Origin of the sequence: Rathayibacter sp. AY1A4, assembly GCF_002930955.1 — a bacterium.
Lineage (GTDB): Bacteria > Actinomycetota > Actinomycetes > Actinomycetales > Microbacteriaceae > Rathayibacter.
This window is the reverse complement of sequence record NZ_PSTN01000020.1, coordinates 32,972-55,076: the sequence shown is the minus strand read 5'-3', so window position 1 is coordinate 55,076 and position 22,105 is coordinate 32,972. Positions and strand designations below refer to the sequence as shown.

Genomic DNA, 22,105 nt, shown 5'->3' with positions numbered 1-22,105 from the left:
AGGGCGCCCACTGGGCGCCCTCCCCCACTACGAAGGAAGGGAGGCGGCGTGACCTCGAACATCCTCGAGATGCGCGGCATCACCAAGACGTTCCCGGGCGTGAAGGCGCTCCAGGACGTCACGCTCAACGCACAGCGCGGCGAAGTCCACGCGATCTGCGGGGAGAACGGCGCCGGCAAGTCGACGCTGATGAAGGTCCTGTCGGGCGTCTACCCGCACGGCACCTACGAGGGCGACATCGTCTTCGAGGACGAGGTGATGCAGTTCTCCAGCATCCGCGACTCGGAGGCGAAGGGCATCGTCATCATCCACCAGGAGCTGGCCCTCAGCCCCTACCTCTCCATCGCGGAGAACATCTTCCTCGGCAACGAGGTGCGCGGCTTCGGCGGCCTGATCGACTGGAACAAGACCAACCAGGAGGCGGCGGCGCTGCTGGCCCGCGTGGGTCTGCGCGAGAACCCGACCACCAAGATCATGGAGATCGGAGTCGGCAAGCAGCAGCTCGTCGAGATCGCGAAGGCGCTCTCCAAGCGGGTCAAGCTGCTCATCCTCGACGAGCCCACCGCGGCCCTGAACGACGAGGACTCGGACCATCTGCTCGACCTGATCCTGCACCTCAAGGAGCAGGGCATCACGTCGATCATCATCAGCCACAAGCTGAACGAGATCAAGAAGATCGCGGACACCGTCACGGTCATCCGCGACGGCAAGACCATCGAGACGATCGCGCACGACGACGTCACCGAGGACCGCATCATCAAGGACATGGTCGGCCGCGACCTCGACCACCGCTACCCGGACCACACGCCGCACATCGGCGAGGAGATCCTGCGCGTGGTCGACTGGACGGCCCACCACCCCCAGGACCCGACCCGCGTCATGGTGGACAAGGTCAACCTGTCGGTCCACCGCGGCGAGATCGTCGGCATCGCCGGGCTCATGGGCGCCGGGCGCACCGAGTTCGCGATGAGCCTCTTCGGCCGCTCCTACGGCAGCCGCATCTCCGGCCAGGTGTTCAAGGCCGGCAAGGAGATCAAGATCCGCAACGTCTCGGAGGCGATCGCCCACGGGCTCGCCTACGCGACCGAGGACCGCAAGCACTACGGCCTCAACCTCATCGACGACATCAAGCGGAACATCTCGCTCGCTTCGCTCGACAAGGTCGCCCGCGGCGGACTCGTCGACGACAACCGCGAGTTCGAGGTCGCCAACGAGTACCGCGGCAGCATGAACATCAAGTCGCCGACCGTGCTCGCCAAGACCGGGAAGCTCTCCGGCGGCAACCAGCAGAAGGTCGTCCTGTCGAAGTGGATCTACTCCGACCCGGACGTCCTCATCCTCGACGAGCCCACCCGCGGCATCGACGTGGGTGCGAAGTACGAGATCTACACCATCATCAACCGGCTCGCGGCGCAGGGTAAGGGGATCATCGTCATCTCCTCCGAGCTGCCGGAGCTGCTCGGCATCTGCGACCGCGTCTACGCGCTGTCGGAGGGCCGGATCACGGGCGAGCTGCCCATCGCCGAGGCGACGCCCGAGGCGGTCCTCACCCTCATGACCCAGGAGAAGCAACGATGACCGATCTGCAGAACGAACCGTCCACCGCGGCCGGTGCGCAGGTGAAGCCCACCGAGAACGCCTTCACGAAGCGCCTCAGCCACGTGCTGGGCGACCTCGGCAAGAACGGCATCTTCATCGCCCTCATCGTGGTGGTGCTGCTGTTCGAGGTGATGACCGGCGGAATCCTCCTCCGCCCCCAGAACATCTCGAACCTGATCGTCCAGAACGGCTACATCCTGATCCTCGCCATCGGCATGGTGATGGTCATCGTGGCCGGGCACATCGACCTCTCGGTCGGCTCGGTCGCGGCGTTCGTCGGAGCGATCTCGGGCGTCTTCGCGGTCAACATGGGTCTCCCGTGGTGGCTGTCGATCATCCTCTCCCTCCTCATCGGCGCCCTGGTCGGAGCGTGGCAGGGCTTCTGGATCGCCTACGTCGGAATCCCGGCGTTCATCGTGACCCTGGCGGGCATGCTGATCTTCCGCGGCCTGGCGCTCGTCGTCCTCGGCAACGCGAACATCGGCTCCTTCCCGACCGAGTACCGCGCGCTGGGCAACGGCTTCCTCACCGACCTGTTCGGCGAGACCGATCTCGACCCGCTGTCGCTCGTCATCGGCGCGCTCGCGATCGTCGCCTTCGCCGTGCAGTCCGTGCGCACCCGCCGCGGCCGCCAGAAGTACGCGCAGAGCGTCGAGCCGGGCGCCTGGTTCGTCACCAAGCTCGTCCTCGTCTCCGTCGTGATCGCGGCCTTCTCCTTCGCGCTGGCCACCTTCAAGGGCATCCCGGTCACCCTGATCGTGCTCGCCGTGCTCGTCCTGATCTACGGCGTGGTCATGAACCGCTCCGTCTTCGGTCGCCACGTCTACGCGATCGGCGGCAACCTGCACGCCGCGGAGCTGTCCGGCATCAAGACCCGCAACGTCACCTTCTGGCTGTTCGTCAACATGGGCGTCCTCGCGGCGCTGGCCGGCCTCGTCTTCACCGCGCGACTCAACCTCGCCGGCCCGAAGGCGGGCGACGGCTTCGAGCTCGAGGCCATCTCGGCCGCGTTCATCGGCGGCGCGGCGGTCCAGGGCGGCGTCGGCACCATCGGCGGCGCGATCATCGGTGGCCTCATCATCGGCGTCCTGAACAACGGCATGTCGATCATGGGCATCGGCATCGAGTGGCAGCAGGCGGTCAAGGGCCTCGTGCTCCTGCTCGCGGTCGCCTTCGACGTCTACAACAAGCGCCGCTCGGGCGGACGCTAGGCCCTGCGGTCGTGCCCGACTGGTCGCGGTTCCTGCCGCTGAGCACCGGGCCCTCGGTCGACGAGACGGGCGTCAGCAACGACTGGCGCCCCCTCGTCGCCGAGAGGCTCGACCGCCTCGCCGTCCTGGCCGCCTCGCCCTCCACCACGGAAGGCGAGGCGGCCAGTGCCGTCTCCCGGGACGCCCTGCTCGGAGAGCTCGTCGTGCGGCTCTCGAGCAGCACCGGCCAGCGCCTCGCGACGCGGATGGGCGCCCGCGAGGCCTCCTCCCCTCCCCCTGCCGCCGAGATCGCCCCGGCCCTGGCCGCTCTCGCCTCCGCTCGCCGCGCCGGCGCGGGTCCCCGCTCGGTCGCCGAGCTGGTCGAGGTCGTCCGCGTCGAGCTCGCGCTCTCCCCCGAGCCGCTCGCCCTCTCCTCCCGCATCACCGGCGGGGTGGCCCTGGACCGCCTGCAGCGCGCGCCGCTCGCGATCCGCGCCGCCGTCCGCGGTCGCACCCTCGCTCCGACCGACGCGGAGTGGGAGCTCGGCTCCGGCCCCGCCCTGCGCGTGCCGGCCGACGCGATCCTCCGCTTCCTGCTCGGCCTCGGGCCCTTCCCCGCCGAGCCGACCGCCTAGGCGGCGCCGCCTCCTGCCCCCGGGCGGAGGCGGCGCCGCGCCGGTCGTAGCATCGGAGGATGACGCGCTCACTGCCGAGAAGCACCCCGTCCGCCCGCTCCGTCGACGCCGAGGGAGTGCTGGCCTTCGTCGAAGGCGTCGAGGCCGCTCCCGGCGTCGAGCTGCACGGCCTGATGGTCGTGCAGGGCGGCGACGTCGTCGCCGAGGGCTGGTGGGCGCCGTACTCGGCCGAGCGGCTGCACCTCTTCTACTCGCTGAGCAAGAGCTTCACCGCGACCGCCGTCGGCCTCGCGGTCGCCGAGGGCCTGGTCGACCTGGACGCCACCGTCCTCTCGTACTTCCCCGAGCTCGACGACGAGATCACCGACCCGCGCTCGCGTGCGATCCGCGTCCGCCACGTCCTCGCGATGGCGAGCGGCCACTCCGCCGAGACGATCGACCGCGCCGAGGAGACGGACCCGGCCGACCTGGTGCGCGGCTTCCTCCTCCTCCCGCCGGAGCAGGAGCCGGGCAGCGTCTTCGCCTACAACCAGCCCTGCACCTTCGCCGCCGCCGCGATCGTGCAGCGCGTGAGCGGGCAGTCGCTGACCGACTACCTGCGCCCGCGCCTGCTCGATCCGCTCGGCATCGGCGAGGTCGCCTGGCATCGCGACGACTCGGGGCGCGAGCTCGGCTACAGCGGGCTGCACGCCACCACCGAGGCGGCAGCTGCGCTCGGACTGCTGTACCTGCAGGAGGGGCGCTGGGGCGACCGGCGGATCCTCTCGCCGGAGTGGGTCGCCGAGGCGTCCCGCGCGCACGTCCCGACCCACGAGGACGGCGGACCGGACTGGCAGCAGGGCTACGGCTTCCAGTTCTGGCGGTCGCTGCACGGCTACCGCGCGGACGGCGCGTACGGGCAGTTCAGCCTGATCGTGCCCGAGCGCGAGCTCGTGATCGCGCTGACCGGCCAGACCTCGGACACGCAGACGCTGCTCGCGCTCGCCTGGGAGCACCTGCTCCCCGCCGTCGGCCGCGGGTCCACGGCGGAGGCCGACGCCCGGCTGGCCGACCGGCTGTCGGAGCTCGCCCTGCCCCCGCTCGAGGGCGCCTCCCCCGCGACCGGGAGCTACACGCCGGTCGGATCGTGGCCCGACGCCGTCGAGGTGACGGCCGACGAGGGCGGCTGGACGCTCGCGCTGACCGAGGGCGACGAGCGCTTCACGGTGACGCCCGGCGCGGGAGCCTGGACCGTCGACGGGCTGTTCGCGGCGAGCGCCGGACCCTCGGGCGACGGAGTCCTGGTCGACGTCGTGTTCCTCGAGACCCCGCACCGCCTGCACGTCGAGCTCGCTCCCGACCGCACCGCCCGCGTCCGCTGGGAGACGGAGCCGCTGCACGACGGCCCGCTCGCCGGGCTGCGCGCCCCGCGCTGACGGCAGGACCCGCTCCGCTCATCCGTCGCGAACGGCCCGTCCGCCCCTCGGCGACGGGCCGTTCGCGACGGATCGAGAGGGGTCGCGCTCGGCCGTGCGGACCGCGCGCATCGGGCGGTGCTCACCGGGGGTCGACCGCAGCCGCTACTTCCCGTCGATCCGGCCGAGGGCGGCCCCGTGGTGTCGGAAGGCGTCCCGCGCGGCGCCCCAGCTCCGCGGATCGACGCCGAGCGCGGTGCGGAGGTAGGCGGTGCTCAGCCGCTGCAGCGCGGCGACGCGCACGGGGTCCGCGTCGGTCGTCTCCGCCACCGAGTCCCCGACGATCCCGCCGAGCGAGTGCTCCGCACCGTGGAGGGTCAGCAGGTCGGAGGCGCCGGGGCTGTGCGTGAAGGCGTCGGTGAACCAGTCGGGGCCGCGCCGCGACATCCGCGACTGGTCACGGTCGCCCGCGACGACCAGGGTCGGTGTGGTCAGCTCGGCGAACGAGGGCCGCAGGAAGGGGAAGTGCTCGCGGGCGAACGGCGCGAGGTCGTCCCCGGCGAGCCCGGTCGCCGCGAGCAGGATCCCGGCGCGGACCCGCTCGTCCGAGAGGTCGGCTCCGGCGGTGCCGTCGTCGTCGAGGACGCGGGCGCCGAGGAGGGCCTGCGCGGTCTGCCCGCCCCAGGAGTGGCCGGCCACGGCGATCCGGGCGCGGTCGATCCGTCCGGCGAGGCCGGGGACGGCCGCCTCGAGGGTGTCGAGCCGGTCGAGGGAGCGGGTCAGATCGGCGATCCGCTCCGTCCAGATGCTCGGGAAGACCGGGTGGTCGAAGCCGAAGCCGTTGCGGCGGGAGTCGAGATGGGTGGGCTGGATCACGACGAAGCCGCGGGACGCCCAGAAGGCGGTCAGCGGGGCGTAGCCGTCGAGATTCCAGCCGTTGCCGTGCGAGAACAGCACGACGGGCAGATCCGACCCCGTCGTCGGGGCCGAGACGCGGACCTCGAGCGGGACGGGGCGGCCGGGGGCGTCGAGCACGACCGGAGCGAGGGAGACGACGGGGGCGCCGGGTCCGACGACGCGGTCGAGGGAGTCGAGGAGCGGAGTGGGCACGAGGGTCCTTCCTGGGGGGCGGCGCTCTGGCACAATCGTCGGAGCGCTGCTCCGGAACATTGCGGAGCACTGCTCCGGAACGTGGTGGAGCGGCGCTCGGAGACATTACGGAGCGCCGCTCCGAAAAGCAAGGAGAACCGATGAGCGACCGTGTGCCCCGCACGCCCGGCCGACCGCGGACGAGTCGCGACGCACTGCTCGCCGCCGCGGCGACGGTGTTCGTGGCCTCCGGCGTGGACGCGCCGGTCCGCGAGATCGCGGCGGAGGCCGGCGTCGGCATGGGGACGATCTACCGGCACTTCCCGACCCGCTCGGAGCTCGTGGTCGCCGTCTACCGCCACCAGGTCGAGGCCTGCGCGGAGGCGGGCCCACGGCTGCTCGCCGACAGCGCGACCCCGGAGGCCGCCCTCCGGGCCTGGGTCGCCCACTTCGTCGACCTCCTGGTGACCAAGCACGGCCTCGCCGGTGCGCTCCAGGGCGACAGCGCCGGATCCGACGCCCTGCACGCCTACTTCGTGGAGCGGCTCGTCCCCGTCTGCGGCGACCTGCTCGAAGCGGCACGACCCGCCCGGATCCCGGCGTCGAGTCTCAGCGGCTACATGCTCCTCAAGGGCATCGGCAACCTCTGCATCGGCGCCGCCCACGATCCGGACTACGACGCCGACACCCTCGTTCAGGCCCTCGTCACCGGAGCGCTGCAGGCGGATCAGCCCTGATCGCCTCCACGGTCCGCTCGACCGCGTCCTCGACCGCCGCCCTGCGGCTCGCGTCGTCCTCGCGCTCGGACTCGTGGACGAAGACGGCCCCGCCGCGCCGGGCCCCGCAGTAGTCGATGATCCCGTGCTGGATCTGCGTCAGCAGCGCCTGCTCGTAGCCGTGCCGCTCGTAGGTCCCGGCGGAGTCCCCCGCGATGAGGACGAGGTGGACGGTCAGAGCGCCGAGCCTCCGCTGCGTGCCGTGGACGGGGTCGATGTCGAAGGCCCAGCCGGCGAGGAAGACGCGGTCGATCCAGCCCTTCAGCAGCGCGGGCATCGACCACCAGTAGACGGGGAAGACGAGCACGAGGTGGTCGACGCCGTCGAGCCGGCGCTGCTCGCGGAGGACGTCGTCCGGAACCGGGCCGACACCTCGGTAGCGGTCCCGGTCGGCCGCGCCGAACCGCGGGTCGAAGCCCTCGGCGTCGAGGTCGGCCGTCTCCACTCCGTCGGGGCCGAGCTCGTCCCGCAGCCGCCGGGCGAGGGCGGCGGTGAGGGAGTCGCGGTCGGGGTGCGCGGTGACGAGGAGGGTGCTCACCGCTCAAGTGAACCGCACCCGCCCTGCGGCACCCCTGGCAGGATGACCCGGTGACTCCGCACCGCTCCCCCCGCCGCCCCGACGTCGCATCCGTCGAGCTCGTCGGCGGACCGGAGCCGCTCGAGCTCGCCCTGCACGAGCACGAACCCGAGTGGTCCGCCCTGTTCGAGGAGCACCGGCGGCGCATCCTCGAGGCCGTCCCGGGCGTGCGGGTCGAGCACATCGGCTCGACCTCCGTCCCGGGCCTGCCCGCGAAGCCGATCATCGACGTGCTGGTCGTCGTGCCCGACGTCACGGCGGAGGAGGACCACGTCGCGCCGCTGCTCGAGGCCGGCTACGTCCTGCGCACCCGCGAGCCCGGGCACCGGCTCGTCCGCACGCCCGGACGGGACGCCCACGTCCACATCTACGAGGAGGGTCATCCCGCGATCGACGCGTACCTCCTCCTGCGCGACCGGCTGCGCACCGACCCGGCCGACCGCGAGCTCTACCGCAGCACGAAGGCGTCTCTCCTCCTCCGGCGCTGGGAGGACGGGAACGACTACGCCGAGGCGAAGTCCGCCGTGATCGAGGCCATCCTCGAGCGCGCGAGATCCTCGCAGCCCTGAGATCGATACCCGGAAGGCGGTCGGCGGCTAGGCCGCACCGCACGTCCGATCGCCCTCGAGCCCTCCGGCCCGGGGGCGGGGGCGGTTCGGGCGGCATCGGATGATCGACGGTTCGCGGAGCGCGCCCTCCAACCGGGCGGAGCGCTCGCGCCGGAAGGTCGAGCAGCGAGGACCGGGCCCGCAGCCGTCGGGATCCGGCGATCGAGTGGATTCGGATGTTGACGTCATCAGACCCTCGTGGAAGCCTGATGTTTGCGTGAACATGCGCGAAGTCCCCGGTGCAAAGGAGCACAGCATGACGTCTCGACCACGAACGGCCGCCGCGGCGGTGGCCGCGCTGCTCGTCGCAGCACTCCTGGGAGCAGGAGCGCAGTCGGCCTCGGCCGCCGTGGCCACGGATCCCGACGACGGAGTGCCGCGCACCTCGACGCCCGTGACCTACACCGACTACCCGGCGGTCCAGGACCCGGGCAGCACCGCGGCCGGCTACTTCCAGCCCTACTGGTACGACACCGACGGCCGCCACATCCAGGCGCACGGCGGCCAGATCGTCACCGTCGAGGAGGGCGGTCAGCAGGTCCAGTACTGGTACGGCGAGGACCGCACGAAGGGCTACTGGAACAGCCCCGGAGTCGCGGTCTACCGCTCCACCGACGGCCACAACTGGGAGAACAAGGGCACCGCGCTGCGCAGCGTCTCGGCTCCGGCCGACCTCGAGGCCCCCTACTTCGACGCGCTCTACGACACCGTCGACGACTCCGGAGCCCCTCGCGCCGACCGCATCGCGGAGCTCGACTACCACCTCGACACGACGCAGGCCTCGCCGAACACCGCCATCTTCGAGCGCCCCAAGGTCCTCTTCAACGAGAAGACCGGCAAGTGGGTCATGTGGTGGCACTCCGACGGCCGGACCACGCCGGGCGGCAGCACCTACGCGCGCTCGATGGCGGGAGTCGCCGTCTCGGACAGCCCGACCGGGCCCTTCACGCTCCAGGGCGTCTACCGCCTCTACAACCGCACGGACTACAAGGCCTGCACCACCTCCGCCGTGCCCGGGCAGGCACGGGACATGACCGTCTTCCAGGACGAGGACGGCACCGCGTACATCTCCTACTCCTCCGAGGAGAACTACTCGCTCTACGTGGCGAAGCTGGACGCCGACTACACCAACGTCGAGCGGACCACTACGACCGACACCCTCGACGCGAACCAGTACTCGGCCGACGGGACGTACCCCTACGTCTTCGCCGACGGTGCGGCCGGAGCACCGGTGCGCGGCACCGACTTCCAGATCGTGAAGGAGTGCGGACACCTCGAGGCGCCCGCGATCTTCGCCAACGGCGGCAAGTACTACACGATCGCCTCCGGGGCGACCGGCTGGGCGCCGAACCCGCAGACCTACTACACCGCCGACTCGATCCTCGGCGCGTGGACCCGCGGAGTCGAGAAGGGCGACGCCGACGAGAACGTCGCCTACAACGCGATCCCGGAGGGCGGCGACGGCCTGCTCTCGATCGGCGACTCCCGCAAGACCACCTTCGGCTCGCAGTCGACGAACGTCCTCACCCTCGCTCCCGGGAAGTACGTCTACATGGGCGACCGCTGGAACGAGGGCAAGTCGGACTCGACCTACGTCTGGCTCCCGATGACGGTCGGCGAGAACGGCCGCCTCGCGATGCGGAATCCGGCTCAGGAGGACCCGGCGCGCTGGGGGTCCGGCTGGAACCTCTCCTACTGGGACGACAAGGGGGTCGGCGAGGGCGTCTGGTCGGTCGTGGACGCCCGTCTGCCGAAGCAGGTCCGCCGCGGCGCCGACATCGCCGCCGCGCTCCCCTCGACGGTCTCGGTCGCGAGCAACGGCTCGACCCGCGACGTCGCCGTGACCTGGGCCGCCCCCGGCCCCGCCGAGCTCGGCACGGTGCAGGTGACGGGCACGCTCGCCGCCGACGCCGGATTCTCCTCCGGCCGCCGCTTCACCCGCACGATCGAGGTGGCGGAGCCGGGCATCGCGAACCTCGCTCCCGGAGCGTCGGTCGCGGTCTCGAGCCGCACGGACCTCGCCGGCAAGCTCATCGACGGCGACGTCAAGGGCAAGGGCTGGGACGACTGGTCCTCGGCCGGCTACCCGCGCGACAGCCGCCTCTCCTTCTCCTGGGGCGCGGCGCAGAACCTCGACTCGGTGACGGTCAGCACCTACAAGGACGGTGCGACCGCGACCTGGCCCTCGCGGATCGAGGTCGAGTACCAGGTGAACGGCGCATGGACGACCTCCTCGGTCGCCACCACCCTCAGCCAGGCCGCGACCGGATCCGCCCCGACGGCGATCCTCGACCTGTCCTCCCTGCCCGACACCACGGGCCTCCGCCTGCACCTCACCAGCGCGGCGAACACGTGGCAGTCGGTCTCGGAGGTGCAGATCTGGGGCACCGCGCCGCCGACGAACGTCTGCCGCGTCCCCGGAGCCGCGGTCTCGGCGTCGTTCAGCCAGACGAAGTACGCGACCCTCCCCGCGAAGAACGCCTGCGACGGCAACGTGAGCACCCCCTGGTCGACCTGGACCGACGGCACCTTCGCCGGCAGCGCCGAGTTCACGCTGACGAACACCGAGGCGCACCGCGTCGCCGGGCTCACCTTCACCAACACCGAGGGCACCCTGGCGTCGGTGAGCGTGGCCTACCGCGCCGAGGACGGCACCTGGAAGCCGACCACCGCGCAGAACGTCGCTCCGGCGGCGAACGGCACGCTGACCACGATCCCGTTCGCGGCGGTCTCGGCCACCGGCCTGAAGCTGACCTTCTCCACGCCGGGCTCGTTCCTCAAGATCGGCGAGATCGTCGTCCCCGAGGCGGCCGCCCCGGCGCTGACGGTGCCGGTGACCGTGACGTCGCGCTGCGTGGCCGGGAAGGCGGTGCTGACTGTCCTCGCCAAGAACGGCGGCACCGCTCCGATCGACGTCGCGATGGCCTCGGCCTACGGCTCGAAGACGGTCACCGCGGTGGCCGCGGGTGCGAGCGGATCGGCCGCGTTCACCACCCGCCTCGCGAGCATGCCGGGCAGCCAGGTGACGGTGACCGCCACGGCGGGCTCCGAGACCCTCGCGCAGACGGTGGCCTACCCGGCCCGCGTCTGCTGAGCGCACGGCGGCCGGTCGACCGGTCGTGACGGAGGAGGGAGTGCCCGCGGGCGCTCCCTCCTCTGCGTGTGCGGCCGGGCGTCCGGGGCGGAAGCGGCGGTGGGTCGGGGGGCACTCGCCCTGCATCGCAGTCCGCTCGCTCTGGTCGTCCAGTGGCGGCCCGTCCGCGGAGGGTCATCCGGCGCGGAGGGCGAGCGCGGGCTCGATGCGCGCGGCCCGGAGGGCGGGGGCGACGGCCGAGACCGCGCCCGCTCCGATCCCGGCCAGGACTCCCGCCGCGGCACTGAGCGGGTCGAGCACCGGCGTCCAGCCCTGCGCGGCACTGAGGACGGCGGTCGCGAGGACCCCCAGAGCCAGGCCTGAGAAGGCGCCCGCGGCTCCGATCACCGTCCCCTCGGCGAGGAAGAGCGCCCTGACGTCGGACCGTGTCGCTCCGACGGCCCGCCGCAGCGCGATCTCGCGGGTGCGAGCCGAGACGGCGAGGAACATCGAGGTCGCGCTCGTCAGGCAGACCAGCACGAGTAGGAGCAGCGACACCAGGAGGAGGTTCGCGGCGAGGTCGCTGCTCACGCCCCGGCTGAGCAGCCGCAAGTCGGCGACCGTCTGGACGACCGAGCGCTCGGGGTGGGCGGCGTCGACGGCGAGCGGCACGGACTCGGCGATCGCGGCGGGCCGGCCGGGCGCGGTGCGGGCGACCACCGAGGGCTCGGCTCGGGCGGGCACCTCGAGGTCGGTCAGCGAGACGAGGATCGACTCCGCGAGCGCCGGATCGCGCTGGGAGGACTCGACGAAGCCCGCGACCACCACGGGCGTCCCGGCGATCCGGACGGTGTCGCCCGTCCTGCCGACGGGGATCCCGAGATCGGCCGCCGCTCCTGCGCCCAGCAGGGCGACGGGACCTCCGTCCACCGCGTCGAGCCACTCGGAAGCGGTGGAGGGACGGGTGGTGACGAGCTCGACGTCGAGGAAGGCCCGGTCGACGGCGACCACCGCGGCGTCGGTGGCGACGACGGAGGAGGCCACCCAGCGCTCCGGGTGCGCGACCGCCGCCGGAAGGGTCAGGCGGGCGCTCGCCGCCTCCACTCCCTCGAGGCCCCCGATGTCGGACGCCGCCTCCCGCAGCTGAGGCAGGGTCGTCTCGGCCGGGAGGCGCACCGTGATCTGATCGAGGGCCGCGGCGTCCAGCCGTGCCGAGATCTGCTGCGCCGCGGCCGCGCTCATCCCGACCGAGGTCACCAGCCCGGCGACAGCGAGGACGAACGCGGCGAGGATCCCGAGGGTCCGGGCGGGCGAGAGCAGGAGCGACGACACCGCGTCGGCGAGGTGCGGAGCGCGGCGGCGACGCGGTGCTGCAGCCGGGGCGGGGTCGGACGGATCGGTGGCGCCCTGTGCCGCCTCGGAGGAGTCCGCAGCGGACAGACCCGCGCCCTGGTCTGTGTCCGGCACCGCACCCGAGTCGTCGACCACTCGTCCGTTCTCGAGGCGGAGCCGGCGCTGGGCGTGCGCTGCCACCTCCGGCGAGTGCGTGATGAGCACGATCGTCACGCCCGCGCGGTGCAGCGCGGACAGCACCTCCAGGACGGCATCGGCGGTCGCGGAGTCGAGGTTCCCGGTCGGCTCGTCCGCCAGGATCACGGCCGGTCGGCCGACGACGGCGCGCGCGATCGCGACCCGCTGCCGCTCGCCTCCGGAGAGCGTGCCCGCGCGCTGATCCGCAAGTGGGAGGAGCGCGACGCCCTCCAGCGCCTGCGCGACCGGGTCGCGCTGGTCCCCCGTCCGCTCTCCGCGGGTCCGGAGCGGGAGCGCCGTGTTCCGGGCGACCGTCTCCCGCGGCAGGACGAAGGAGTCCTGGAACACGAAGCCGAACGTCCGGGACCGCAGCGCGTCGCGCTCCCGCTCCGGGAGCGAGGCCACGTCGACGCCTGCGAGGCGGTACTCCCCCTCGTCCGCCGAGTCGAGAAGCCCGAGGATGTTGAGCAGCGTCGACTTGCCGGCGCCGGAGCGTCCGACGATCGCGACGAACTCCCCCGCACGGACGTCGAGGTCGAGCCCCGAGAGCGCGCCCGCTGATCCCCCGCCGGGATAGCGGCGGCCGACGCCGCGCAGCGACAGCAGCGGCCCGCTCACGGCGTCACCACGACGGTGTCGCCCTCGGCCGGTCCCGTCGACTCGTCGAGGTGTGCCCAGCCGTCTCCGACTCCGAGCACTGTCACGGGGACCTCCTCGCCCGTCCGGTATCGGGAGGACCGGCCGACCACGACGAACGGAGCGGTGGAGGCCCGGTGGACCGCCGTCAGCGGGACGGCGAGGACGGGGTCGCCCGCTCTCGCCGCGGAGACGACGACGGACGCCTTGTCACCCAGGTCGGCCCAGTCCTCGGGCAGGTCGAGGAACAGGTCGCGGCCGGACGCGCTCCCGGCGGTGCTGTCCGCGGCGACGAAGTCCCCCTGCCGCACGACGGCCCCCGATCGCTCGGGCCGGCCGTCCGCGTGGAGCACGACCGGCGTCCCCGCCTGAAGCGCCTCGGCGTCGATCACGGTCGCCCGGGCGGTGATGCGCCGCGGGCTCGTCTGCAGGACGGCGAGCGGCTCCTCGGAGGAGGCCGTCGCCCCCACCGCCGGCGCCGAGAGCACGGTCACGGAGTCCGACTCCAACTGGACGATCTGCGTCACGTCGACGAAGGGGCGCGTGACCGCGGTGGGTGGCGGCGTAGGACCGGGAGTCGACGTCGCCCCCGGATCCGACGATCCGCCCGCGGGCGACGCGACGGTCTCGGTCGGGAGCCGGTAGCCGCGCTCGCGCCACAGCGCGTCGGCGGCAGCGACGGTCGCCTCGGTCACGGTGCCGTCCACAGCGAAGTCGGCGTCGGAGAGCGCGCTGAGCGCCACCTCGAATGCTTCGGCGTCGGGCCCCGAGTCGCCGACGTGCAGATCGCGGTACAGCGGAGCCGTGACCCGCAGCCCGAGGAGCGGACGGCCTGCGACGGCGAGCAGGAGTCCCCCGCTGGCGAGGACCCCGCCCTGCGGTGTCCCCACTTCGGTCACGTAGGGCAGGACCGCGGGTGCACTGATGCCCGCGAACGGAACGGTCCGGATGTCACCCGGGTCGACGACGCCCTGCACTGTCCGCGGCGGCTCGATGGAGCGCCGCTCCACCTCGACCTCGACCGGGGGCGGCGGCTGCTCGGCCGCCGCGTCGAGGTCGTCGGCGGATCGGAGCGAGGCTCCCACGCCCACTCCGACGGCTCCGACGAGGAGGACGCTCACGAGGAAGGCTACGAGCGCTCGCGGCCGGGCGACGGCGGGCAGGCGCACCGATCCGTGCTGGTCGGCCACGGCTCAGCGCCCGTACCGCGCGATGACGGCATCGGCGCGCTCCAGGACTGCGCGCTCCTTCTGCGCCACCTCGTCCAGCTCGGCGCGGTGCCTGTCGATCAGCGCCGCCTGGTACTGCGCCTGCAGAGAGCTCAGCGTCTCGACGAGCCGGGTGTCCTCTTTGCACTGCACGTCCTGCACCGCCGTCCGGATCGCCGCCTCGGGGTCGTCGGGCACCTGGGGCGACCAGGGCTGCTCGCTGTCGGTGCGGAGCTGCAGTCCGTGCGCGATCAGGCAGTCGCCCCACCGGGTGCGCGCCCGGTTCCACCGGGGATCCGCCGATGCGAGGCGCCCGGCGTCGTTGGTGATCGCCTGCGGCAGCTGAGTGATCTCCATCCCCTTATCGGCCGCGTAGTCGCGTCCCAGGCCGGGCAGGGTCTCGACCCGGTCCTCACACGCGCTCATCGCGTCCTCCCACCCCGGATCGGCGGCGGCGGCCTCGATGACCGCCGCACTCGCCGCCTCGACGGCCGCCGCGTTAGGCATGTCGAAGCCGTATCCGGAGCGGGCCGCGCGCTCCGGGCTCCAGATGCCGAAGGTCGTCTCCGTGACGACGGCGGACCGGGTGAGGTCGAACGCCGCCGACGGGTCCGTCCGGCCGCCCTCCCGCATGCAGTCGTCCAGCAGCAGGGCATTGGCCTGCACGATCCGGCCGAGCCCCTCCGCGTCGATGAAGTACGCGTCGATCGGGTAGGTCATCAGCTCGTTCGTCCGGTCGAGGACGGCGTGCACCTCCGAGTAGGCGCTGATGTCGAGTCGCTCATCGACCGGCGCATCCGCGGGAGTGCACCCGGCCAGCGGCACCAGCACGGCGAGCGCCACCGGAGCAATGCGGAACACCGGCCCTCGTACCCGGGTCCGGGTGCTCGATCGCGGGTCGGCGGTCATGTCGCCGCCCCGTCCCGCGCCATGACCGCGTCGGCGCGCTCGAGGACCGCGCGCTTGTTCTGCGCCATGTCATCAGGCTCGGTGCGGTGCAGGTCGAACAGGGCGACCTCGTACGGCGACTGCAGCGAGGTCGGCTTCTCGATGAGGCGGGTTTCCTCCTTGCACTGCACGTCGACGACGGCGGTGCGGACAGCGGCGTCCGGATCATCCGGGATCTCCGGCCCCCAAGCGTGCGGCTCCGCCGGATCGAAGCGGAGCCCGTGGTCTTTCGAGCAGCTGATCCGTTCGGAGCGCATTTTTTCCCATCGGAGATCCGCCGTGGGGATCGTCCCTGTGCGACGGAGGACGTCGTGAGCCGACCCCGCGACCGCCTGGGCGGCGTCACCCCCGGAAGAGCGTCCGAGATGGGGCGGGCGCTCGACCGACTCGTCGCAGGCATCCGCCGCCGCGCCCCAGGTCGCATCGGCGGCCGCTTGCGCCACGAACGCCTGGTTCGCCGCCTCCATCGGTGCATCAGCGGAGCCGTCGAAGCCGTACCCCAGCCGAGCCTCTCCCTCCGGACACCAGCTGCCGGAGGACGTGTCCGGCAGCGGCGGGAGCGCCGCCAGGTCGACCTCCACGGGGCGGAAGGAGCGGCCGCTCGTCCGAATGCACGCCCCGATGAGGAGATCATCGGCCGGACCGACTCGGTTCAGCGCCGCCTCGTCGAGGAAGCAGGCGTCCGTCGGCGTCCTGATCGACTCCGCCGCAGGGTCGAGGACGGGGTGAACATCGGCGTACGGGCCGATGTCGAGGTCGCCTGACGACGCCTGTCGAATCGCTGATGCGCACCCGACGAGGAGAACGACGGTCGCGCCGACGGCGAGGAGAGCGGCCGAACGCCCTAACGGCCGCATCAGTCGACGCTCGAGATGAAGTCGTTCCAGTCGGGGTGGTAGTTCTTCCCCGATGCGATGCGCTGCAGGTTGGAGACCTGGTGTCCGCTGAGGATCCGCAGCTGAGCCCCGCCTCTGTTCGCGTCTTCAAACCAGGTCTTCGTGCCCGTGTAGCGGTTTTTCAAGCTCGAGATCGAGTCGTTGAAGACCCGTCCCCCCAACGCATGCCACTCGTCGTAATTCGCATTCCCGCGCCCGGAGTAGCTGCCCTGGTAATCGGCATCTGTCCAGACGCAGCTGTACCCGCTCGGACATTGCGACTCGGAGGCCGACGCCGTCGGTGCCATGAGGGCTACCCCGGCGATGGTCGCTGTGATGATGGCAAAGGCGTGCGAACGCACGGAGGCAAAGGACAAGAGTGAACTCCCGGCTCGAAGCAAATGAGGATGTGTCGAACAGTACGCATGTATTCCGCTGGCCGAGCCCGCTGGCGCGCTCCGCGGCACTCCACCCGGAAGCGGGGGTGCAGAGCACTTCGCGCTCCTGGTAGTAATCACAGGCGGGCGCATCGCAGAGCCCGCAGAACTGGACCGTCCGTGACCCGCACCACCCGCGCTCTCGCCGCGTTCGTCCCGACGACGACCCTCGTGCTCTCCGTGGTGTTCGCCTCCGCCGCCCTCGCGCCCGAGGCGATGACCGCCCCGGAAGCGGTGTCGACGCCGACCGCCGCCTCGCCCGCGGAGGATGGGGCGGCGACTGCGGACCCCTCCGCTCCCGGTGCGGGATCCGGCGCCTCCGACCGCCGCTCCTCGAGCCCCTCCTCCGCGGACCCCGTCGACCCCGCGCAGCCGACGACCGGCTCCTCCCCCGCAGACCGGCCCGCCACAGATCCGCCCGCGACAGACCCGCCCGCCGCGGACCATCCCGCCGACTCCCCCTCCGCCACCCCGCCCGACGCCGCCGATCCCCTCACCGGCGAGGACCCGGTCCGCACGCCGCCCCTGCTCCACGACCTCGACGGAGTGGACGTCGACGTCGACATCACCCCTCCCGCGCAGCCCGGCTCCCTCTCGCTCTCCGTCGCCGCCGACGCCGTCGACCTCGCCGAGTCGGGCTCCACCGCCCTCCAGCGCCGGTTCACGGGCGGGCTGCCCACGGTCACCGTCACCGACTCGCGCGTCGGCGCGCAGAACGACTGGTACGTCCTCGCCTCGGCGAGCGCCCTCACCGGCCCGAGCGCCTCGATCGGAGCCGACCATCTCGGCTGGACCCCGCGCCTGATCACCGGCACCGGCGCCGTCGCGGGCGATCCGGTCGCCTCCTCCCTCGAGGGAGGCGCGGGCCTGCGCGACGCGCTGCTGCTCGGAGCCGCCGGCGGGGCCGGCACCTGGAGCGCCGACGCCGAGCTGCGGCTGCTGGCCGAGCCGGACGTCGAGGCCGGCTCCTACCGCTCGACGATCACGCTGTCGCTGTTCGCCTAGGCGCGGACCGGCGCAACGGCCGGGGACCGCGCCCCGCGGTCACTCCTGAGCGACCGCGACCGCCACGACGAGCCCGGAGTGGACCGCCGGCTCCGAGACGGCGAAGTAGCGGCTCGAGCCCTCGATCCAGGCCTCGGTCGCACCCTCCCTGGTGCGGAAGCGGACGGGCTCGTCGCTCGAGGTCCCGCGCCCGTCGGCCTTCGCGACCGCCTGCGAGCGCAGATCGGCGAGCACCTGCTCCGCCGTCGTCGCCCCGGAGGCCACGCGGTCGCGGACGCTGCGGGCGCGCACCGCGTCGATCCCGATGTCGCGTCCGGTCGCCAGCGCCGCGACCACCGCGCCGTCGCAGTGCGCGATGCTGATCCGCATCCGCTCCAGCGCCGGGTGCTCGCCGCGGAGCACCGGGCGGCCGTGCGGTCCGGAGCAGCGCTCGCAGCGCGCGTCCACGGCGACCTCGAGGGGATCGATCCCGAGCGTCTCGGCGGCCAGCTCGCGCACGAGGACCCGGCCGAGGAGGAAGCCGTCGCGGACCTCGCGCCGACTCGTCGCCTCGTAGCGCAGGCGCTCGGCGAGGGTGAGCAGGCGCAGCATCCGGTGGCGGGCGGAGTCGAGGACCTCGGGTCGCGCCCAGCGCAGCTGCACGTCGTCGGTGGCGAGGAGGGGGAGTCCGGTCATGCCCCGGACGCTACGCACGCCAGGCGACATCGGCGTGACGGGAGGGTGGCCGGAGGGAGACGGGCCGCTGTTGACTGGGAGGCGTGCAGACCTTCCTCCCCTACCCCGACTTCCACCGCAGCGTCCGCGCCCTCGACGGCAAGCGGCTCGGCAAGCAGCGCGTCGAGACGCTGCAGGTCATGCGGGCGCTGACCGTCCCGGGGTACGGCTGGCAGAACCACCCCGTCACGCGGATGTGGCGGGGCTACCGGCCGGCGCTGATGACCTACCAGCGCGAGACCTGCGCGGAGTGGACGGAGCGCGGCTTCGCCGACACGTGCCTCGTGAAGACCGAGGAGGCCCTCGCCGCCGCCCCGGAGGATCTCGCCGCCTACCTGACCGGCGACTACCCGCTCCCGCCGTGGTTCGGCGACGAGCGGCTGCACCTCTCGCACCGCTCGAAGCTCGTGACCAAGGACGAGGAGCACTACGGCCCGCTGTTCCCCGGCACGCCGCCGGGGCTCGACTACCTCTGGCCCGTCGGCGCCTGAGCTCAGGCCGCGGGCGGGCGGAGGAACGGGATCGCGATGCGCGGACGGAACACCTCGCGCTGGTTCGCCTTCACCAGTCCGCAGATGATCAGCACGAAGTGCACCAGCCAGAGCACGGCGAACAGCGTGATCGGGATGCCGATCGGATAGAAGTCCTTCGCGAGCGGGGTGTCGGAGGCGGCGAAGAGCAGCACGACGTGCGCGCCGAGCGTCACGACCCCGATCAGGATCACCGTCAGGCCCCAGTTCGCCGCGTTCCGCGCGTTCTCGGCGGCGATCCCGCCCTTCCTCCGGGCGGACGGGTACACGGACGCCATGACGATGCCGCCCACGATCAGGCTGAGGAACGGGATCCCGATGAACGCGAGGAAGCCGAGAGCGTACGAGAGGGCGCCCGTGGGCGGTGCGGGGACGGCCTGCGGGGGCGCGACCGGAGCGGCCTCCGGGGTCGTCGCGTCGGCCGGTCGGGGGTCGGAGGAGGGGCTCGCCATGCCGACAGCCTAGGGAACACCGTCCCCCGGGTGGCGGTCAGGGTCTTTTCAGGCCTCTGGCCGGGCCTTCGTCTTCGGGGGCTCTCGGGTTAGTCTGTCGAGGTTGACCTGCCGCACGGAGCGTGCAGGGCGTCGGCCGCGGTCGTCGCAGCATCCGGGGGGATTCGCGAAGGAGAAGGTTTGGCGTCCGACAGAAGGACCACCGGTGGTGTGGTCAAGGCGATCGTGGGCTTCCTGGGCATGAGCGTCGTGGCCGGAGTCCTCGTGACCGCCACCGTCACCCCGGCCGTGGCGCTCGCCGGAGTCGCCGCGAACCAGTCGATCGGCGTCTTCGACGGCCTGCCCGACTACCTCGAGGTCGACAAGCTCTCCGAGAAGAGCAACATCTACGCGACCGGCTCCGACGGCCCGCAGCTGCTCGCCTCCTTCTACGTCGAGAACCGCGTCGAGGTGCCGCTCGACCGCATCGCCCAGGCCGCCAAGGACGCCGCCGTCTCGGGTGAGGACCCCCGCTTCTACGACCACGGCGGAGTCGACCTCCCCGGCACGCTCCGCGCCGTCGCGCAGACCTACGTGCTCGGCAACGACGTGCAGGGCGGATCCTCTATCACCCAGCAGTACGTGAAGAACGTCCTCGTCGAGAAGGCCGTCCGCAACATCTCGGACGACGCCGAGCGCGCGGCCGCGATCGACGAGGCCACTCGGACCTCCCCTGAGCGCAAGCTCCGCGAGATGAAGCTCGCCATCGGCCTCGAGAAGCAGTACACGAAGGACCAGATCCTCCAGGGCTACCTCAACATCGCGTTCTTCGGAGGCACCACCTACGGCCTCGAGACCGCCGCGAACTACTACTACGCGACCTCGGCCGCGGACCTCTCGATCGCCCAGGCCGCGAGCCTCATCGCGATCGTCAACAACCCGGCCGTCCTGCGGATCGACCAGCCCGACAACCCGGACAACGGCGCCGCGAACGGCTACGCCCGCAACAAGGACCGCCGCGACTACATCATCGGCAAGATGCTCGAGGAGGGGAAGATCTCGCAGGAGGACCACGACGCCGCCGTCGCCACTCCGATCGAGCCCCGCATCACCCAGCCCAGCACCGGCTGCTCGACCGCGGGCAACGCGGGCTTCTTCTGCGACTACGTCACCAACGTCCTGAAGAACAACGAGATCTTCGGCGCCGACGAGGACACCCGCTGGACCAACTTCCGCCGCGGCGGCCTCGACGTCTACACGACGCTCGACGTCGGCCTGCAGGACGCGGCCGTCGCCGCCGTCGACGCGCAGGTCCCGCAGACCTGGAACTTCGACGTCGGAGCCGTCTCCGTCAGCGTCGAGGTCGGATCCGGGCGCGTGCTCGCGATGACGCAGAACAAGAAGTACTCGCAGGATCCGGACGTCCTCACGACCGACCCGTCCTACAGCGCCGTGAACTACAGCACCGATCGGGCCAACGGCGGATCCTCCGGGATCCAGCCGGGCTCGACCTACAAGCTCTTCACCCTGGTGGAGTGGCTGAAGGAGGGCCACAGCATCAACGAGTCGGTCGACGGGACGCGCAAGTCCACCTGGGGCACCTTCACGGACTCCTGCGTCTCGGGCGGCACCGACACGAGCAACGAGACGAGCGCGAAGAACGACGAGGGCGGAACCGGCGAGGTCGGCACCCCGGTGTCCTTCACGAAGACCTCCCTCAACACCGGCTTCGTCGGCATGGCCCGTGAGCTCGACCTGTGCGGCATCCGCGACACCGCGGTCGACATGGGGGTGAAGCAGGGCAGCGGCGAGGAGCTCGAGCACAACCCGTCGTCGGTGCTCGGCACGAACTACGTCTCGCCCCTCTCGATGGCCGGCGCCTTCGCCACCATCGCCTCCGGCGGCACGACCTGCGACCCCGTCGCGATCGACCGCATCACCGACTCCGCCGGAGCCGACCAGCCGGTGCCCCCGGCGAACTGCCGCCAGTCGATCGACCGCAACGTCGCCGCAACCGCGGCCGTCGCGCTGCAGGCGACCTTCACCGGCGGAGGGACGGCCGTGGCCTCCCGCACCGGCGACGGCGTTCCGCTGATCGGCAAGACCGGCACCACCGACGACGCGAAGGCCACCTGGATGACCGGAGCGAGCACCCGCGTCGCGACCGCCGTCGGCGTGTTCAACGTGAAGGGCGACGCGAACCTGCGCCTCGGCCGCTACTCCTTCGACTCCGGATCCGCCGCCACCGCGCGCCACCGCATCTGGCCGGTCGTCATGCGCGCCGCCGACGCGACGTACGGCGGGACGGACTTCCCGGAGGCCGACGGCTCGCTGCAGGTCGTCCCGAAGGTGGACATCCCGGATGTCGTCGGGCTCTCCTCCGCCGACGCCGAGGCCAAGCTCGAGGCGGCCGGCTTCGGCGTCGTGCAGGGCGGCACGGAGGCGAGCGACGCCGCGGTCGGGACGGTCACCCGCGCCGACCCGTCGGGGTCGGCCCCGCGCGGCACCGCGATCACCGTGTTCACCAGCTCCGGCAACCAGAAGACCGTGCCGAACGTGACGGGCCAGGATCTGGAGGCCGCGAAGAACGCCTTCGGCGCCGCCGGCTTCACGAAGATCACGCTCGCCTGCGCCGAGGACCCGAAGGCGCCCGACGCCGGCCAGGTCACCGGGCAGGAGCCGGCCGGCGGCTCCCCCGTCGCTCCGGACGCCACGCTGAAGGTGACGATCACCGCGAAGAAGTGCCCCTGACCGGCGCCTGACGGCTCGTGAGAACGCGTCCGGCCCGCGAGGATCCTCGGATCCCGCGGGCCGGACGCGTTCCTGTCGGACGACGGCGTCGGAGCCGGG

General features: G+C 72.2%; 19 protein-coding genes. 10 read left to right on the top strand and 9 right to left on the bottom strand.

Annotated elements, in window-relative coordinates:
* Positions 1–48: 48 nt before the first annotated feature.
* Genes mmsA through C5B92_RS12420 form a run of 4 tightly spaced genes read left to right on the top strand, consistent with a single transcriptional unit; the run spans position 49 to position 4,839 of the window.
* A complete protein-coding gene (mmsA, locus tag C5B92_RS12435; protein WP_104256398.1) occupies positions 49–1,578 on the top strand; it encodes a multiple monosaccharide ABC transporter ATP-binding protein in 1,530 nt (509 codons plus the stop codon).
* Positions 1,575–2,810, top strand: a complete 1,236-nt coding sequence (gene mmsB, locus C5B92_RS12430; protein WP_104227395.1) for a multiple monosaccharide ABC transporter permease — start codon at positions 1,575–1,577, stop codon at positions 2,808–2,810. Before mmsA ends, mmsB begins: the two co-directional genes overlap by 4 nt.
* 11 nt (positions 2,811–2,821) lie before the next feature.
* Complete coding sequence (locus C5B92_RS12425) at positions 2,822–3,424, top strand: hypothetical protein (RefSeq protein WP_104234507.1); 603 nt, start codon at positions 2,822–2,824, stop codon at positions 3,422–3,424.
* 59 nt (positions 3,425–3,483) lie between these two features.
* Complete coding sequence (locus tag C5B92_RS12420; protein ID WP_104256399.1) at positions 3,484–4,839, top strand: serine hydrolase; 1,356 nt, start codon at positions 3,484–3,486, stop codon at positions 4,837–4,839.
* A gap of 144 nt (positions 4,840–4,983) precedes the next feature.
* Here C5B92_RS12420 and C5B92_RS12415 read toward each other — a convergent pair whose 3' ends face one another.
* Positions 4,984–5,928 (bottom strand): chlorophyllase, encoded by a 945-nt coding sequence (locus C5B92_RS12415; RefSeq protein WP_258061410.1) that lies wholly within the window; start codon positions 5,926–5,928, stop codon positions 4,984–4,986.
* Positions 5,929–6,068: 140 nt separating this feature from the next.
* Between C5B92_RS12415 and C5B92_RS12410 the strand changes: the two genes are divergently transcribed.
* Entirely contained in the window at positions 6,069–6,644 is a 576-nt protein-coding gene (locus C5B92_RS12410) for a TetR/AcrR family transcriptional regulator (RefSeq protein WP_104227392.1), read from the top strand.
* Here the strand turns inward: C5B92_RS12410 and C5B92_RS12405 are convergent.
* Positions 6,613–7,221, bottom strand: coding sequence for an NAD(P)H-dependent oxidoreductase (locus C5B92_RS12405; RefSeq protein WP_104256401.1), 609 nt, complete (start codon positions 7,219–7,221; stop codon positions 6,613–6,615). The genes C5B92_RS12410 and C5B92_RS12405 overlap by 32 nt on opposite strands.
* A gap of 50 nt (positions 7,222–7,271) precedes the next feature.
* Here C5B92_RS12405 and C5B92_RS12400 point away from each other — a divergent pair, with 50 nt between their 5' ends.
* Together C5B92_RS12400 and C5B92_RS12395 are read left to right on the top strand one after the other, a co-directional pair.
* Positions 7,272–7,829, top strand: a complete 558-nt coding sequence (locus tag C5B92_RS12400; RefSeq protein WP_104256402.1) for a GrpB family protein — start codon at positions 7,272–7,274, stop codon at positions 7,827–7,829.
* 295 nt (positions 7,830–8,124) lie between these two features.
* On the top strand, positions 8,125–10,962 hold the full coding sequence (locus C5B92_RS12395) for a discoidin domain-containing protein (protein WP_104256403.1): 2,838 nt from the start codon (positions 8,125–8,127) through the stop codon (positions 10,960–10,962).
* A gap of 174 nt (positions 10,963–11,136) precedes the next feature.
* Here the strand turns inward: C5B92_RS12395 and C5B92_RS12390 are convergent, their stop codons facing one another.
* The 5 genes from C5B92_RS12390 to C5B92_RS12370 form a co-directional block, all read right to left on the bottom strand.
* Positions 11,137–13,089 (bottom strand): ABC transporter ATP-binding protein, encoded by a 1,953-nt coding sequence (locus C5B92_RS12390; RefSeq protein WP_104350444.1) that lies wholly within the window; start codon positions 13,087–13,089, stop codon positions 11,137–11,139.
* A complete protein-coding gene (locus tag C5B92_RS12385; protein ID WP_104256405.1) occupies positions 13,086–14,297 on the bottom strand; it encodes a hypothetical protein in 1,212 nt (403 codons plus the stop codon). The genes C5B92_RS12390 and C5B92_RS12385 overlap by 4 nt, the downstream gene beginning before the upstream one ends.
* A 3-nt stretch (positions 14,298–14,300) precedes the next feature.
* Positions 14,301–15,176, bottom strand: coding sequence for a hypothetical protein (locus C5B92_RS12380; RefSeq protein ID WP_146079309.1), 876 nt, complete (start codon positions 15,174–15,176; stop codon positions 14,301–14,303).
* A gap of 44 nt (positions 15,177–15,220) precedes the next feature.
* Positions 15,221–15,730, bottom strand: coding sequence for a hypothetical protein (locus tag C5B92_RS16950; RefSeq protein ID WP_146079308.1), 510 nt, complete (start codon positions 15,728–15,730; stop codon positions 15,221–15,223).
* Positions 15,731–16,119: 389 nt separating this feature from the next.
* Positions 16,120–16,446 (bottom strand): peptidase inhibitor family I36 protein, encoded by a 327-nt coding sequence (locus C5B92_RS12370; RefSeq protein ID WP_258061415.1) that lies wholly within the window; start codon positions 16,444–16,446, stop codon positions 16,120–16,122.
* 249 nt (positions 16,447–16,695) lie between these two features.
* On the opposite strand from C5B92_RS12370, the gene C5B92_RS17350 reads away from it, so the two are divergent.
* Complete coding sequence (locus tag C5B92_RS17350) at positions 16,696–17,580, top strand: hypothetical protein (RefSeq protein ID WP_104326896.1); 885 nt, start codon at positions 16,696–16,698, stop codon at positions 17,578–17,580.
* 39 nt (positions 17,581–17,619) lie between these two features.
* On the opposite strand, the gene C5B92_RS12360 is transcribed toward C5B92_RS17350, so the two are convergent.
* Positions 17,620–18,255 carry a 4'-phosphopantetheinyl transferase superfamily protein gene (locus C5B92_RS12360; protein ID WP_104256340.1) on the bottom strand — a complete coding sequence of 212 codons (636 nt, stop codon included), beginning with the start codon at positions 18,253–18,255 and terminating at the stop codon, positions 17,620–17,622.
* Between the two features lie 83 nt (positions 18,256–18,338).
* On the opposite strand from C5B92_RS12360, the gene C5B92_RS12355 reads away from it, so the two are divergent.
* On the top strand, positions 18,339–18,785 hold the full coding sequence (locus tag C5B92_RS12355; RefSeq protein ID WP_104256341.1) for an MSMEG_6728 family protein: 447 nt from the start codon (positions 18,339–18,341) through the stop codon (positions 18,783–18,785).
* A gap of 2 nt (positions 18,786–18,787) precedes the next feature.
* On the opposite strand, the gene C5B92_RS12350 is transcribed toward C5B92_RS12355, so the two are convergent.
* Positions 18,788–19,276, bottom strand: a complete 489-nt coding sequence (locus C5B92_RS12350; protein WP_104256342.1) for a DUF4870 domain-containing protein — start codon at positions 19,274–19,276, stop codon at positions 18,788–18,790.
* A 180-nt stretch (positions 19,277–19,456) separates the two neighbouring features.
* Here C5B92_RS12350 and C5B92_RS12345 point away from each other — a divergent pair, with 180 nt between their 5' ends.
* Complete coding sequence (locus tag C5B92_RS12345) at positions 19,457–22,006, top strand: transglycosylase domain-containing protein (protein ID WP_258061408.1); 2,550 nt, start codon at positions 19,457–19,459, stop codon at positions 22,004–22,006.
* The last annotated feature ends 99 nt before the right edge of the window (positions 22,007–22,105 follow it).

Bases quoted from the DNA above. Each gene is read 5' to 3' on its own strand.
- mmsB (WP_104227395.1), top strand. From the start codon at position 1,575: ATGACCGATCTGCAGAACGAACCGTCCACCGCGGCCGGTGCGCAGGTG.
- C5B92_RS12420 (WP_104256399.1), top strand. From the start codon at position 3,484: ATGACGCGCTCACTGCCGAGAAGCACCCCGTCCGCCCGCTCCGTCGAC.
- C5B92_RS12410 (WP_104227392.1), top strand. From the start codon at position 6,069: ATGAGCGACCGTGTGCCCCGCACGCCCGGCCGACCGCGGACGAGTCGC.
- C5B92_RS12395 (WP_104256403.1), top strand. From the start codon at position 8,125: ATGACGTCTCGACCACGAACGGCCGCCGCGGCGGTGGCCGCGCTGCTC.
- C5B92_RS16950 (WP_146079308.1), bottom strand. From the start codon at position 15,730: ATGGAGGCGGCGAACCAGGCGTTCGTGGCGCAAGCGGCCGCCGATGCG.
- C5B92_RS12370 (WP_258061415.1), bottom strand. From the start codon at position 16,446: ATGGCACCGACGGCGTCGGCCTCCGAGTCGCAATGTCCGAGCGGGTAC.
- C5B92_RS12360 (WP_104256340.1), bottom strand. From the start codon at position 18,255: ATGACCGGACTCCCCCTCCTCGCCACCGACGACGTGCAGCTGCGCTGG.
- C5B92_RS12350 (WP_104256342.1), bottom strand. From the start codon at position 19,276: ATGGCGAGCCCCTCCTCCGACCCCCGACCGGCCGACGCGACGACCCCG.